The sequence below is a fragment of the Cellulophaga sp. HaHaR_3_176 genome, assembly GCF_019021925.1.
Classification (GTDB): domain Bacteria; phylum Bacteroidota; class Bacteroidia; order Flavobacteriales; family Flavobacteriaceae; genus Cellulophaga.
The window spans coordinates 852339-865792 of the sequence record NZ_CP058990.1; the positions used below are offsets into that span (position 1 = coordinate 852339).

Annotated in this window: 11 protein-coding genes; 2 read left to right on the forward strand and 9 right to left on the reverse strand. The window is 27.8% G+C overall.

All coding sequences use genetic code 11. The features are described 5' to 3' along the window. Positions 1-171: 171 nt before the first annotated feature. Both H0I23_RS03645 and H0I23_RS03650 read right to left on the reverse strand, forming a co-directional pair. A complete protein-coding gene (locus tag H0I23_RS03645) occupies positions 172-1383 on the reverse strand; it encodes a glycosyltransferase (RefSeq protein WP_216785107.1) in 1212 nt (403 codons plus the stop codon). Positions 1384-1508: 125 nt separating this feature from the next. Then, positions 1509-2747 (reverse strand): sugar isomerase, encoded by a 1239-nt coding sequence (locus tag H0I23_RS03650; RefSeq protein ID WP_216785108.1) that lies wholly within the window; start codon positions 2745-2747, stop codon positions 1509-1511. Between the two features lie 327 nt (positions 2748-3074). On the opposite strand from H0I23_RS03650, the gene H0I23_RS03655 reads away from it, so the two are divergent. Continuing rightward, positions 3075-5132: a tetratricopeptide repeat protein gene (locus H0I23_RS03655; protein ID WP_216785109.1), complete on the forward strand. Its 2058-nt coding sequence runs from the start codon at positions 3075-3077 to the stop codon at positions 5130-5132. Positions 5133-5134: 2 nt separating this feature from the next. On the opposite strand, the gene H0I23_RS03660 is transcribed toward H0I23_RS03655, so the two are convergent. The 7 genes from H0I23_RS03660 to H0I23_RS03690 form a co-directional block, all read right to left on the reverse strand. Next, a complete protein-coding gene (locus H0I23_RS03660) occupies positions 5135-5848 on the reverse strand; it encodes a LytTR family DNA-binding domain-containing protein (protein ID WP_216785110.1) in 714 nt (237 codons plus the stop codon). A 4-nt stretch (positions 5849-5852) separates the two neighbouring features. Next, a complete protein-coding gene (locus H0I23_RS03665; protein ID WP_216785111.1) occupies positions 5853-6173 on the reverse strand; it encodes an Hpt domain-containing protein in 321 nt (106 codons plus the stop codon). Continuing rightward, the gene (locus H0I23_RS03670) at positions 6170-7237 is read right to left on the reverse strand and encodes an ATP-binding protein (protein ID WP_216785112.1); all 1068 of its coding nucleotides are present in this window, start codon (positions 7235-7237) and stop codon (positions 6170-6172) included. The genes H0I23_RS03665 and H0I23_RS03670 overlap by 4 nt, the downstream gene beginning before the upstream one ends. After that, positions 7237-8370, reverse strand: coding sequence for an FIST signal transduction protein (locus H0I23_RS03675; RefSeq protein WP_216785113.1), 1134 nt, complete (start codon positions 8368-8370; stop codon positions 7237-7239). The genes H0I23_RS03670 and H0I23_RS03675 overlap by 1 nt, the downstream gene beginning before the upstream one ends. A gap of 4 nt (positions 8371-8374) precedes the next feature. Continuing rightward, positions 8375-10729, reverse strand: a complete 2355-nt coding sequence (locus tag H0I23_RS03680) for a PAS domain S-box protein (protein ID WP_216785114.1) — start codon at positions 10727-10729, stop codon at positions 8375-8377. Further along, positions 10722-11264 (reverse strand): heme NO-binding domain-containing protein, encoded by a 543-nt coding sequence (locus H0I23_RS03685; protein ID WP_216785115.1) that lies wholly within the window; start codon positions 11262-11264, stop codon positions 10722-10724. The genes H0I23_RS03680 and H0I23_RS03685 overlap by 8 nt, the downstream gene beginning before the upstream one ends. Before the next feature lie 79 nt (positions 11265-11343). Next, positions 11344-11745, reverse strand: coding sequence for a response regulator (locus H0I23_RS03690; protein ID WP_216785116.1), 402 nt, complete (start codon positions 11743-11745; stop codon positions 11344-11346). 190 nt (positions 11746-11935) lie between these two features. On the opposite strand from H0I23_RS03690, the gene H0I23_RS03695 reads away from it, so the two are divergent. Further along, complete coding sequence (locus tag H0I23_RS03695; protein WP_371736658.1) at positions 11936-13387, forward strand: sodium:solute symporter; 1452 nt, start codon at positions 11936-11938, stop codon at positions 13385-13387. Positions 13388-13454 lie beyond the last annotated feature (67 nt).

The window sequence follows — 13454 nt, forward strand, 5'->3', positions numbered from 1 at the left end:
ACTAATTTTTTTAAATAAAGGGGATTAATAGGATGTATTATCCCCCTTATTACACACAACCACTAACCAATCTTGAATATTGTCACTTAATTTTTTTTAATAAAGGGGGGTAAACACCAAGTATTATTCCCCCCTTACTACACATAACCACTAACCAAAATTTTAATATTTTTAAGCATTTTCTTCTTGTAAAACTATGCTTGTCGATTTTTTTTCTATAATTGTATTGAAATGACTTAAGTACATTTCAGTAATTTTTGACATTGGTAAAGAACAAGCGGCAGTATAATTGATATGTCCTAAACTGCGTCTATATGCGTCATCTGTAATAATATTTTGAACGGCGTTAGCTAAAGAATCTGCATTTTCAGCATCAAAAAACTCTCCCTTATAACCTTCTTCTTTAATAAGAATACTTAAGTCACCCAAATCTGGCAGTGCAACAGCATTACCGTAACTACCTGCTTGATGTAATACGCCAGAACTTCCTGTTGTTGATGTATAAGGGAATACTACTACAGCACTATCCTTAAAAATCTTTTCTACATCTTCTTCAGCAACATAACCTGTAAAGCGTATTTGGTCAACATAACTATATTTTTTTTTAACATTATCTAAATACCCTGGAGTGTTAGGACTATCAGTGCCAGCAATTACAATTTTAATATTTTCTTTAGTTCTATTACGTATTATTTCAACTGCTTCTATTAATATTTCAACTTTTTTATATGTTCCAAATTTTCCGAAAGCCATTACCTGCTTAGGTCCTTTAGGTAAATCATATGTAGGCGTTGGAGGTGTTTCAAAAGCTCCGTGTGGTATTAATACAATATTATTTGCATTATATTTAGCTTCTAAAATTGCAACATATTTACTTATAGTTACTGCTACAAAATCGGAGGCAAGAACAAAACGAGTTAACGTAGTACCTATAAAATTATATATTTTTTTTAATATTTTATTTTCAGTAAAACCTGCATTTTCTAAATCTACTTGTTCTAATATATTATGTAATAATGATATGGTTGGAATACCTTTTAATTTGCAAATAGCAGGTAATAATAAACCTAATGCTGCAGGTATTTTCTTGTCTCCAAACTTTAGAAATTGAAGGTTAAATAATACTGCATCTGGTTTTGTTTCAGATAATACTTTGTTTACACTAAAAATATTTTTATAACTATTAAAACTCCAACACTCTTTAACTGTTATTTTACAACCGTTTTTTTCAAAAGATAAATCTTTTTCACCTTCAGTTTTATCACATACTAAAATAAGTTCAGTCACTTGCTTTTGCATTCTAAAATGTTTAACTAAATAGTAGCCATACTCTGTTAAAGTTACTTTACTTGGTGGGTATGCTGTTACAATTGCTAGTTTCATAGGTTAAGTTTTGTATCGACGTATTTTGTAACAAATATCTGATGTATTTAAAAACGTTGATTTATTTTTTGGTCTGACAGATGTTTACTGTAGTTAAATATTTAGTTTGTATAGTTGAATGAACATTATAATTTTGATTTTTTTATTAAAAAATAAAATAGTTGAACAAATAATAATATAGACATGGCAATAATTTGCATGACAACTACAGTTTCTAAATTATCATGAAAAAAAACTATTAATCCAATTTGAGACATTCCCAATAATCCTGATAGAATTACAGGAATGTAATGGTCTAGTGATAAAAAATAATAGGCAAAAATATTAGCGATAGCAAATAATGAGGTAGCTAAAGCATACTTCCATAATAACCCTGCAATAGATATATATGCATCTCCGAACATTAACGATATAATTAACTCAGGAAAAAAATAACATACCGTTACAATAAATGCAGATAATAGGCCTATATATGAAATATATTTAAATAGAATCGGAGCTGTAGGTTCGCCATCTTTATTTTTTTGAACAACTGTTGGTAATAATAACATTACAAACATCCAAGCAACAAAATAAACTACACGACCTATTAGGGCTAATGAGGCATAAAGTCCTGCATCTAAAGGATTAAAATAATGTTTAACCAATAATATATCGCTATTATTTATAATAATTTGTGTTAGTTCATAGCAAGCAGTGATTATAAAAAAAGTTTTTACTTTACTGAAATTTTCAGGTATTAATTTTGAATTTCTTTTAAATGAGATTTCTTTCATTTTAGAAGGTATCAAACCGAAAATAAATGATAGAGCAATACCTATAGCAACTAGAGTAGAAGAAACATATGGTAGTAGATACAATAAGATTAATGTTAATAGTAATCGAGACCACATTTCAGTTTGATACGTAATAGATAGGTTAGTGTAATTTTGTTTGCCTTGATAACTACCTCTATTAACACTCATGAAAAAATATAATGGCACTCCAAATCCAAATATGATAAACATCCAATGGTTTTGAGTATGAAATATGCTTTGTAAAGATTTAGAAAAAATAATAATAAGCGAACCAAAAATAACTCCTGTAATAGTGGCCCATTTGTAAGTGCTATTTTTAAATATTTGCCACTGATCTCCTTCAAAAAGTACAGCAAATTTAGCGGTAGCCAATTGAAAAGTCATTCCTACAAAAGATAATACTAATAATAAAGTAATTAATAATGCAGCTTCAGCGAAAGCTTCAGGCCCCAATATTCTACCTAATAATAGGTTGTAAATATAATTACCTCCATTCACAAGTAGTACACTACCCATAAAAATGTGCTCTGGAGCAATTTTTTTTAAAATTAGTTTATTGGCAATCATATTTTTTTGTTGACTTTATTTACATTCTAATAAAGATCAATTCATTTATCGATTAGTTATCTATATAACGCAAATACCTTACATTATTGTAAGAATATTCTTATTTATTTATATAAATAATATAATTTATGATCAAATATCTATAGTATGCCAGCCTTAAATTTGTCAGATATGTTTAGTACCAGCTTGTTGTCGATGAACAACATTTAGTTGTATTCGAGAATGAGATTAAAAAAATATATTTAAAATAATAAACATTTAAGTAACGTGCTTAATAAAACACAAAATATAACGTTATTATTTTTGTAGTAAAATACCTACTGATTTATGAGAAAAAAAATAACAACTTTATTTTTATTGATAACAGTATTAGTAAATGCACAAGAGGATATAACAAAAGGGTTTAAACTTTTAGAAAAAGGAGATTTTCAAAAAGCAGAAATATTTTTTGAAAATTATCTAAAAATGGATTCAAATAATAAAACAGCAAAACTTTGTTATGGAAGGGCAGTAGGCCTTAGTGGTGAACCAAGTAAAGCAAATAAGATATTTTCAAATTTATTAAAGGAATATCCTGGTGATTTTGAAATACAGATTAACTATAATGAATCTTTTCTTTGGGATAAAAAGTTTAAAGAAGCTAAACCATTATATAAGAGTTTGGTAGAAGAAAATCCTACCAATTTTGGTGCTGTTTTAGGATACGCTAATACATTATCAAATTTACAAGAGTACCCACAAGCTTTACAAGTTGTAAATAATGCTATAAGTATTCAACCAAAAAATTCTAGTGCTAAAGTTTCTAGAAAATTTATTAAACTAGGTTATGCTAATAGTTATGTAAATAAGCAAGAATATGATAAAGCTATTTCCTTATTAACTGAAATTTTTGAAGATTTTGAAGAAGATAAAGACGTACTATTAAATTTAGCTAACATTTATTTAATTACAAAAAATATACCCATTGCTAAGAGTATTTATAAAAGGTATGCAACCACTTCAAAAGATTCTGTTACCTCATTAAACGGTATTTCTTTAGCAGAACATTTAGATGAAAATGATAGAGAAGCATTGGAAGTAGCAGAAAATGCTATGCTTAAAATTAAAACTATTAATGACTCTGAACTTGAAGAGAAAACTTATGAAAGATATATTCAAGCATTAATTTGGAATAATAAATATGGCAATGCAAAGAGCGAAATTTTAATTGCAGAAAATAAGTACCCAAATAGGAATTGGATAAATGCACTGAAGGCGACAAAAGGTATGTATACCGGAGATTTTAAAACAAGTTTATTAAACTATAACCAAATTCTAGATAGAGACACAACTTCTTTTGATGGAAATTTAGGAAAAGCAAATGCACTATTTGCTTCAGATAAGATTATTCCTGCTTATGAAGCAGCATTTAAAACCTTAGAAATTTACGATCAACAAAAAGATGCTTTAAGTTTTATTGATAAACTAAATATAAAATTTACACCTACTGTTGAAGAGCATTTAGCATATACTTTTGATAATGGTAATAACGTTGCTTTTTCATCTAAAACAAGTATTGATGTACCAATAACAACAAAACTAGTAACATCATTATCTTATCAATATCGAAAAACAGAAAATACAGTTACACTTAATAAAGCAACAGCACATGTACTATTAGCTGCAGTGGCTTATAAAATAATACCTAAAACAAATTTAAAAGCAATATTTGGTATTAATAATTCAACCTCAACAACAATAAGCTATACCCAACCTGTTTTTGATATTAAACTACAAACTCAACCATTTAAATTGCAAAATTTAGATTTAGGCTATCAACGCGAAGTGCAAAGTTTTAATGCGGATTTAATAGAAAGAGAAATTGTAATGAACCATTTTGGACTCAATTACAACCTAGGTACTAATTTTAAACTTGGCTGGTACACCCAGTTAATACACACGCAGCAAACAGATGATAATGTGCGTAATTTATTATTTACATCTCTATATTATAATATATTTAAAAAGCCTGCATTTAAAATTGGTATAAATTACCAGTACATAACATTTAAAGACCAGCTACCAACTATATATTTTAGTCCTTCAAAATATCAAGCTTTTGAATTTTTTAGTGATTTAAGAGGTAACTTTACTGAAAAAACAAGTTACATGTTAAGTGCTGCAACGGGTTTGCAAAAAGTAGAAGAAGATCTAAAAACAGTAATTTTTAGAGCAGAGGCAGGTGTAAATCATCAGTTTTCAAAAAGATGGAGTGGGAATTTATATGGTAAGTATAGTAATATTGCTTCAGCTACAGCAGCCGGTTTTGAGTTTACAGAGATAGGTTTAAAAATAAAATGGCTCTTCTTAAAAGAACCATTATATTATAAAAATTTAAAGAAATAAATTTAAAGTAAATTTAGCCTTCTCATTAATTCAGGCCTATTAGACCTACTAATAGGAATTACATTTTTTTCAATTAAAACACTGTTATCTTCAATATCGATAATTTTTGTAAAGTTAATAATGAATGATCTGTGAATTTGTAAAAAAATATCTTCAGGTAATTTTTCTTTTATTTTTTTTAATGTGTTGTGTACGTGGTATGTTTTATTGATTGTTTTAATATCAATATAATCTCCTTTAGCTTCAATTAATAAAATTTCGTGAAACTTTAATTTAATTAATCGACGATCTATATTAATATATAAATCTTCCTCTGAATTTGAAGATGTAATTGCAGATTTAGAAGAATCAGCTGCGATTTTTTTAAATGTATTTTCAACTTTAATGATAGACTTATCAAAACGTTCCTGCCTAATCGGTTTGACCAAATAATCTACTATAGCTTCATATTCGTATGCTTCAATTGCAAACTCTGTATTTGATGTTGTCAAAACAATTTTAGGAGGGTTTTTTAGCGTTTGTATAAAATCAATTCCAGAAAACCCAGGCATGTGAATGTCTAAGAAAACAACATCAACAGTTTGCTGGTTTAAAAACTTTATTGCATCAATAGCATTTGAAAATGATTCTACAACATCTATGTTTCCATGTTTAGAACAAAGCTGCTCAACTATAACTCTAGCTGTTGCTTCGTCATCAACTATAATACAATTCATATGGTTATATGTTTTTTATAAACGATTCTATTTTTTCTAAAGTAATTAAAAATTCATCTTTTTTTGATGAATTGTGCTTTTTTAATTCTTCCTCATATATAACCGCAAATTTATAATCATTAGTTAGGCCAAGAATATTTAACTTATGTTTTAATTTATGAACACATTCGGCTGAATCTTTAAAGCTGTTATTTTCTATAAAATTTAAATATTCTTGTTTTTCAATAGGAATTTCTTCCTTTAAAACTGCAATAAATTTTTGTTTAAATTCGGCATCATCACCAGCTAGTTCGTTTATGTAGTTTAAATTAGGCTCTTGTATCATGGTTGTTTTTTTAAAGTGAAATAGAATGTAGTTCCTTTATTTTCTTCAGATTTTAACCAAATATTTCCTTGATAAATATTAACTACTTTTTTAACTAAGGCTAATCCTATTCCAGTTGCTCTAGAATTATTTTCTAATTTTTTAAACATATCAAAAATGCTTTTTTGATGTCTTTCAGCAATACCTTTACCATTATCATTTACCGAAAATTCCCAAAAATCTCCTTTATCAAAGCTTTCAATTACTATACGACCTTTATCAATATGTTCTGTAGCTGTAATTGCATTTGTAATTAAATTAGTAAATAGTTGTTCTATTTTATATTTCTCAGAAATTATTATAGGCAATTTACCATTTACTTCAATAGAAATAGTTTCTGGGTAATAGACTATTTTTTTGATGTCTTCTATTAAAACATTTAAATCTAATTCTATGACTTTTTCGTCAAGAGAATCTAAAACAGCATGCTTTAGTATACCGTCAATTAAGGCGTCCATTTTTTCGATATTTTCAGAAATTAGCTCACAATTTTTTACACTTGTTTCAGATAAATTTTTATTTTCGTCTTCAATTATCCAGTTTAAAAGGGCATTTACATTTCTTATAGGTGATTTTAAATCATGCGATACCATATGAGCATAATCATTTAAAGCAGCATTTTGCCTTTCTAAATCTTTTAACATCTTATTTTTTTCAGATGTCATTCGAACAATATCGTTTGCTTGATTTTCTATTTTAGATACTAATTCTAATGGATCTAGATTAGATTTTATTTCAAATTTTTTATTTTGATCTCCTTCTGAACTAGTGTTATTTAATAGTTCGATAGCTTTTTCAAGAGTATTTAAAGTTTTTTTCTGATTTTCTGTTTCAGCAGTTAAATATTTATTGGCTTCAAAAAGTTCTTCGGAACTTATATTCATTGCCCTTTGAACCATTATTACTTTTTCATCGTAATTTGAGTACGATTTTTCTATGGCATCTAAAAAAACAGCTAAGTCTTGAGAATCTTTAAAGTCCTCAGGAAGATATTTTCGAATTTGTCTTTTTAGTAATGAGTGCATTATTCGCTAATAAGTGTTAATGTCATTGTTTGATTATGCAATTTACAATCATTTTGACCAGCAAAAGGAGATAATTCACCATATGAATAAAAACCTGCTGTTACAGATTGCTTGCCTATAACCTCTATAACTTCCTCTATTTCATCTTCTGTTCTTTGGTCCATAACTAATTTTCTTCCAACACAACTTACAAGTAATGATAGTTCAGGTTTTTTAGTTCTATTTTTCATAGCATAAAAAGCAGCTTTCGAAGCTCCTTCAGCAATATCATCGACAGACGACATCATGAGCTGTACTGTTGATCCTTCTGGTACATCACCAGCTAAAATCATAGTATTATTGTTTTCATCAATATTTAAAATCGTACGAACAAGAGTTTCATTACTTCCTTTCAATCTTAAATTTAAGGGGTATAATAACGCCGCTTGAGGTAATTCATTAGCCTTGTCACCCAAGTATTTTTTATATAAATCTAGTGCAGGCTTATCATCTAATTCATACAAAATATTATCTTTTGATTTTGTAATTGTGCGCTCAGGTCCAAAAGTTGTCCAACCGCCATAATTAGCACATGTAATTTCTAATGCTTCACCATAAAAGCCGATAGCAACAACTTCTCCTTCTTTAGGTAAAGAATTATAAGAAGCGAGCGTTTTTTCAAAACGGGCATCATCTCCACATAGGCCACCTGAAATTAAAATATTTTTACTTAAGTTTTTTTCTAATCCGTCAATTAATGTACTGCCATTAACAGTACTTCCTTCTGAAACTATAAACAAGTGTTTTAATGAATTTTTCGGAAATTCACTGCTGAGGTCTTCTCCTAATTTTTGAAAATTACCATCATAGTTTTTTACATTTTTAGAATGAATTATAAATGAGCTTTTTTCAAATTCAATAGCAGTTACAGAAACTGTTTCATCATACACGTTATTACCTAAAATTTCACCAGCGGTAGATCCTAAAATAATATCTCCATCTGGAAATATTTTATTTATGTCTTTGTAAATATTGGGTTCTTCAAGTAAATATCTATTTCCGAAAACAAAAACCAATGGTTTGTTTAATATTTGCTTTTCAGATATATATAACCATTTTCTATCTTTATCTCTATATAATTGAATAGTTTTCATAGTTTTATTTTTCTATTGTAAAGTAAAAAGTAGTTCCGATACCAATTTCACTTTCTAGCCAAACATTACCGTTATATAGGTCTATAATTTTTTTAACAATTGATAATCCAATCCCAGTAGATCTTTCTTTATTACCTACAGATTCAAAAATTTTAAATATTTTTTCATGGTATTCTTTTGGTATACCAACTCCATTATCTTTAACGCTAAATTGCCAGTGTGTATTTACATCTTTACAAGCAATTTCCACAAGACCTTCTTTTCGTTCTATATGAACTACTGCATTGCTTAAAAAATTCTGTATTAGTTGATGAATTTTAGTGCGATCAGCATTAATGATAGGTAATTTATTAACGACTACAACTTTAACATGTTCTGGTATATAAATAATATCTGTTATTTCTTTAATAACTTCATTAACATCAACATTATCGTTTTCTATATTATCGCTATTTATTGTAGAATATTTTAAAATGCCATCAATCAAATTATCCATGGCTTCAACTTTTTCTTGCATCAAAGACAAGTTATTTTTACCATTATCATCTAATACATTTATATAGTCTTCATATAACCAGGTGCATAAGGCACTAATACTTCGTAAAGGAGATTTTAAATCATGTGATACTATATGGGCGTATTCTTGTAAGCCTAAATTACTTTTTTCTAATTCTGTTACTAATTTTTCTTTTTGAATTTCAAGTCTTTTTTGATTTGTAATATCCAAATTTATACCTAAAGAACCTATAATTTTACCAGTATGGTCATATCTAGGGGCTCCACTGATCAGCCAATGTTTTTTACTGCCATCTTTATGGCAAATTTCAATTTCGTATGAGTCAGACTTCCCATCGAGTCGGCTACTCATTTTTTCTTTAATTTTTTCTTTTTCCTTACTATATATTACATCAATAGCATTATTATTTAGTAACTCATATTCTGAGTAACCACTCATTTTAGAAAAACTATTGTTTACCATCTGCACTTTAAAATTTTCATCAATTTCAATAAGTCCCAAGTTCATGTTAGCTATAATACTTCTATATTTTTCTTTTTCAGCTTCTATATTTTTTTTATAATTTTTAGAAAGAGTTATATCTGTATAAGCCCATAAATGGCCGTTATAATTCCCATCGCTAAAAATAGGTATATAATCTCGTTCTAAAATTCGACCATCTTGCATCAATAGTTCGTCAGCTAAAACAAGTTTTTTATTTTTTAAAATTGTTTCTATTTTAAGTAGTTCAACATCAGGGTTTTTAAATAAATTTTTGGTATTATTCATTGCTTTTGAACAGTCTATACCTTTTAATCTTTCAGGAGATATTTTAATATCAAAAATGTTACAAAACATTTTATTGGTAAGCTCTATTTTTCTGTTTTCATTCTCAACTAAAATACCTGTATGTAAATTGGCTATTAATGATGAAAGTCTATTTTCAGAAGCCTTAACTTGTTCTTTCGCTTCTATTTCTTTCGTGATATCTTCAATTACTATTACTTGATAATCTAGCGTTCCACTTTGATTTTTTACAGCACTTACGGAAGTTTTTCCTAAAATGGATGAACCATCTTTTTTTAAGTATTTTTTTATTGTAGAATACGTTTCTATTTCACCACTATGTAATTTTTTACATAGTATGTCGGCTAGCTCTTTGTTTTCAGCTGTAGCAATAGAATTTATAGTTTGTTTTTTTATCTCTAAGTCAGTATAGCCTAAAAGCAATAAGAATGCGCCATTTGCTTTTATAATTTTTTGATCATCTACTAATAAAATACTTAAAGGAGAATTTTCTACAATAATATCTAATTGCTTTCTTTGAGTACCTAACAATTCTTTTATTTCTGTTTCTTGGCTAATATCACGTATAATTCCTTGAGCTCCAATAGGCTTTCTATTATTATCATAAATCAAGCAACTATTTATTTCAACAAATTTTTCTTCTTTATTTTTAATTACAATTTTGGCTCTATAATTTTTTAACGTACCTACTTCAATAAGTGTTTTAAATGACTGTATGGTGTATTCTAAATAATCTTGGTGAACTAATTCTGTTAAGTTTTGATTCTCTTTCAAATTATCAAATCCTAAAAATTCTTTAGCAGAGTTGTTCATTTTCATAACATTACCAAACAAATCTATAACAACATAAGGGTCTATTATGTTAGTGAAAACACCATCTAATTCAGATGATTTTTCGCTAAGCATATTCTCTAATCTTGAATTTACTTCTTTTAAATGCTTGGCTGTGTCGTAAAGCTCTTTAGATTTTTTTTCTAAAATACCTTCGGCTTGTTTTCTAGCTTTTATTTGGCGATTGAGTGCTTTTTTAAGTAAAATAACTTCTTTGTTATCCATTTTGGACAATATCAAATTTGACTTCTGTTCCGTCTTCTTTTAACAACTCATAGGTTATCGTAGAAGTACCATTAAAGTGTTCGAAAGTTTTTTCAATTAAACCTTCGGCTAATCGATATAATCCTCTAGATGAAGAATATATCATGCTTATAGAATTATCTGTTTTATCTAAAATTTTAAAGCTAGGTAGTTCAGCATCAGGGTATAATTTTTTGACATGAACATGTATATGATCTTCTATAGCATATAAGAGAGCTATAGGGGTAGTGTAATTTTGTATAACTTCAGGATGAGATCCTCCTAGACCGTCAAATAAATATAAACCAAATGCATATATTAAATCGCCTGCTGGTATTTTTACTTTATCACTTAAACTAGTAATAAGGCTAACCATTTCATTGAAATTATAGGTCCCTACTGAAGTATATATCCCTTCAGAAGGCAAGTCTGAATTTTCAATAATAGAATCTACAATTTCGAGACCAAATTTAGATTCTACCATCTCCAAAAATTCTGTAAAAACAACTCCTTTCATATATTGATAGATTAATCAATAATAAATGTAGGAAAATATGTGCTATTTTTTTAAAAAATGTTGTGAAATAGCTTTTTTTCTAAGCTTTTACAAGTTCATTTGTTTCCCAGTATTCAAAAACAGTTTTTAATTTATACTCGTAATCTTCATATTTTAAGGGTTTTATAACATAACCTGCTATGCCGACTTTATAACATTCAAGTAAATCAGCTCTGTTTTCAGATGTTGTGAGTATGATTGTAGGTAGATATTTAAAATTACTATCAGCTTTAAGTATTTTAAGAAATTCTATACCATTCATACGAGGCATGTTCAAATCAAGTAAAATAATATCAGGTAGTTTAGAACTAGATTTTAGAATATCTAATGCTTGTTCTCCATTTTTAGCTTCAATAATATTATGTTTTAATTGAAGTTTAGAAACAGTTCTCTGAAGTTTCATTGTTTCAATTGTGTCGTCTTCAATAAATAATACATTCATGACTTTCTATTTTTATACGGCAAATATTGTTTTTTATTAAATAGTAAATAAATCAAATTGGATAGAATACATTTAAGTATAGACGAATGGTATTTTAAAATAGATGAATTTTTTCAAAGGTATCTTTATATATTAATTCTTTTAGTTTTAAAAAAGTACTACTTTAAACCTTTAATTAAAATTAGATCATTTGAAATCAATTTATGTATTTAGTATAATAGCTTTTTATTTTATTATTTTAATGGTGATATCGTACTTAACTTCTAGAAACAGAAGTGACGAATCATACTTTACAGGAGATAGAAAATCACCTTGGTTTTTAGTAGCCTTTGGTATGGTAGGGGCGGGGCTTTCGGGTGTTACTTTCGTTTCTGTACCAGGTATGGTAGGTAATAACAATTTCTATTTTTTTCAATTTATTTTGGGTAATGTGGTAGGTTATATATTTATCACATTTGTGTTAATACCTCTTTATTTTAAACTAAAATTAGTTTCTATTTATGGGTATTTAAAAGACCGTTTTGGGGTTAAATCATATAAAACAGGTTCCCTTTTCTTTTTAGTATCACAATCATTCGGTGCAGCATTACGATTGCTCTTGGCATCTAAAATTTTGCAACTTGCTTTATTTGATGATTTAGGTATTCCATTTTATATTACAGTAATTCTAATTTTAATTTTGGTTTGGTTGTACACTAATAAATCAGGAATAAAAACAATAGTTTGGACAGATACTTTACAAACGACTTTTTTAATTTTAGGAGCCGCAATATCTATTTATTCTATAACAACATCATTAGACATTACATTAGCAGAATCGGTTAAAGAAGTTAGTCAGCACGCTTATTTTGATATATTTAATTGGGATGGAGAATCAGGCAATAATTTTTACAAGCAATTTATTGCAGGTGTATTAGTAGCTATAGCTATGATTGGGTTAGACCAAAACATGATGCAAAAAACATTGACTTGTAAAAACCAATGGGATGCTCAAAAAAACACACTTACCTATAGTTTAATTTTGGCTCTTACTCAATTTTTGTTTTTAGGCTTGGGAGTTTTGTTATACATATATGCTGAGAAAAATGGAATAAAATTAGAAGTTAATGATGCTGGTAAATTATTGAAAACAGATACTTTATTTCCTGATTTAGCGCTAAATCATTTAGGAACTCTTGCAGGTGTTTTCTTTTTATTAGGTATTATAGCGGCCTCTTTTTCAAGTGTCGATTCTTCATTAACCGCTTTGACAACATCTTTTACATATGATTTTTTGGATATTTCGAAAAAACCTGAATTGGAACGTAAAAAGTTAAAAAACAGAGTTTTATTTGGTTTTTCAGTCTTAGTTTTTATAATTATCATGGCTTTTTCAAATAGTAAGGGCGATGTAATTTCGTTAGTATTTAAGATTGCTGGTTACACATATGGTCCTCTTTTGGGCTTGTACATGTTAGGCATGTTTACTAAAATTAATGTAAAAGATAAGTTAGTTCCATTTGTATGTTTATCAGCTCCAATAATAACATATTTATTAAGTGCATATTTATTGAAATTTTATAAATTCGACTTTGGTTTTGTTAATATAGCAGTGAATGCATCCATTACTATTTTAGGCTTATTGTTAATTAGAAAAAAATAAACTTGACAAAAACATTTAATTACTTATCTTTTTGTGTAGATTTTTAAGTTAAATAATAAAAAATAAG

What these genes read in the sequence shown, in the direction of transcription:
- H0I23_RS03645 (WP_216785107.1), bottom strand. Translation starts at nt 1,383, where the DNA reads ATGAAACTAGCAATTGTAACAGCATACCCACCAAGTAAAGTAACTTTA.
- H0I23_RS03650 (WP_216785108.1), bottom strand. Translation starts at nt 2,747, where the DNA reads ATGATTGCCAATAAACTAATTTTAAAAAAAATTGCTCCAGAGCACATT.
- H0I23_RS03655 (WP_216785109.1), top strand. Translation starts at nt 3,075, where the DNA reads ATGAGAAAAAAAATAACAACTTTATTTTTATTGATAACAGTATTAGTA.
- H0I23_RS03660 (WP_216785110.1), bottom strand. Translation starts at nt 5,848, where the DNA reads ATGAATTGTATTATAGTTGATGACGAAGCAACAGCTAGAGTTATAGTT.
- H0I23_RS03665 (WP_216785111.1), bottom strand. Translation starts at nt 6,173, where the DNA reads ATGATACAAGAGCCTAATTTAAACTACATAAACGAACTAGCTGGTGAT.
- H0I23_RS03670 (WP_216785112.1), bottom strand. Translation starts at nt 7,237, where the DNA reads ATGCACTCATTACTAAAAAGACAAATTCGAAAATATCTTCCTGAGGAC.
- H0I23_RS03675 (WP_216785113.1), bottom strand. Translation starts at nt 8,370, where the DNA reads ATGAAAACTATTCAATTATATAGAGATAAAGATAGAAAATGGTTATAT.
- H0I23_RS03680 (WP_216785114.1), bottom strand. Translation starts at nt 10,729, where the DNA reads ATGGATAACAAAGAAGTTATTTTACTTAAAAAAGCACTCAATCGCCAA.
- H0I23_RS03685 (WP_216785115.1), bottom strand. Translation starts at nt 11,264, where the DNA reads ATGAAAGGAGTTGTTTTTACAGAATTTTTGGAGATGGTAGAATCTAAA.
- H0I23_RS03690 (WP_216785116.1), bottom strand. Translation starts at nt 11,745, where the DNA reads ATGAATGTATTATTTATTGAAGACGACACAATTGAAACAATGAAACTT.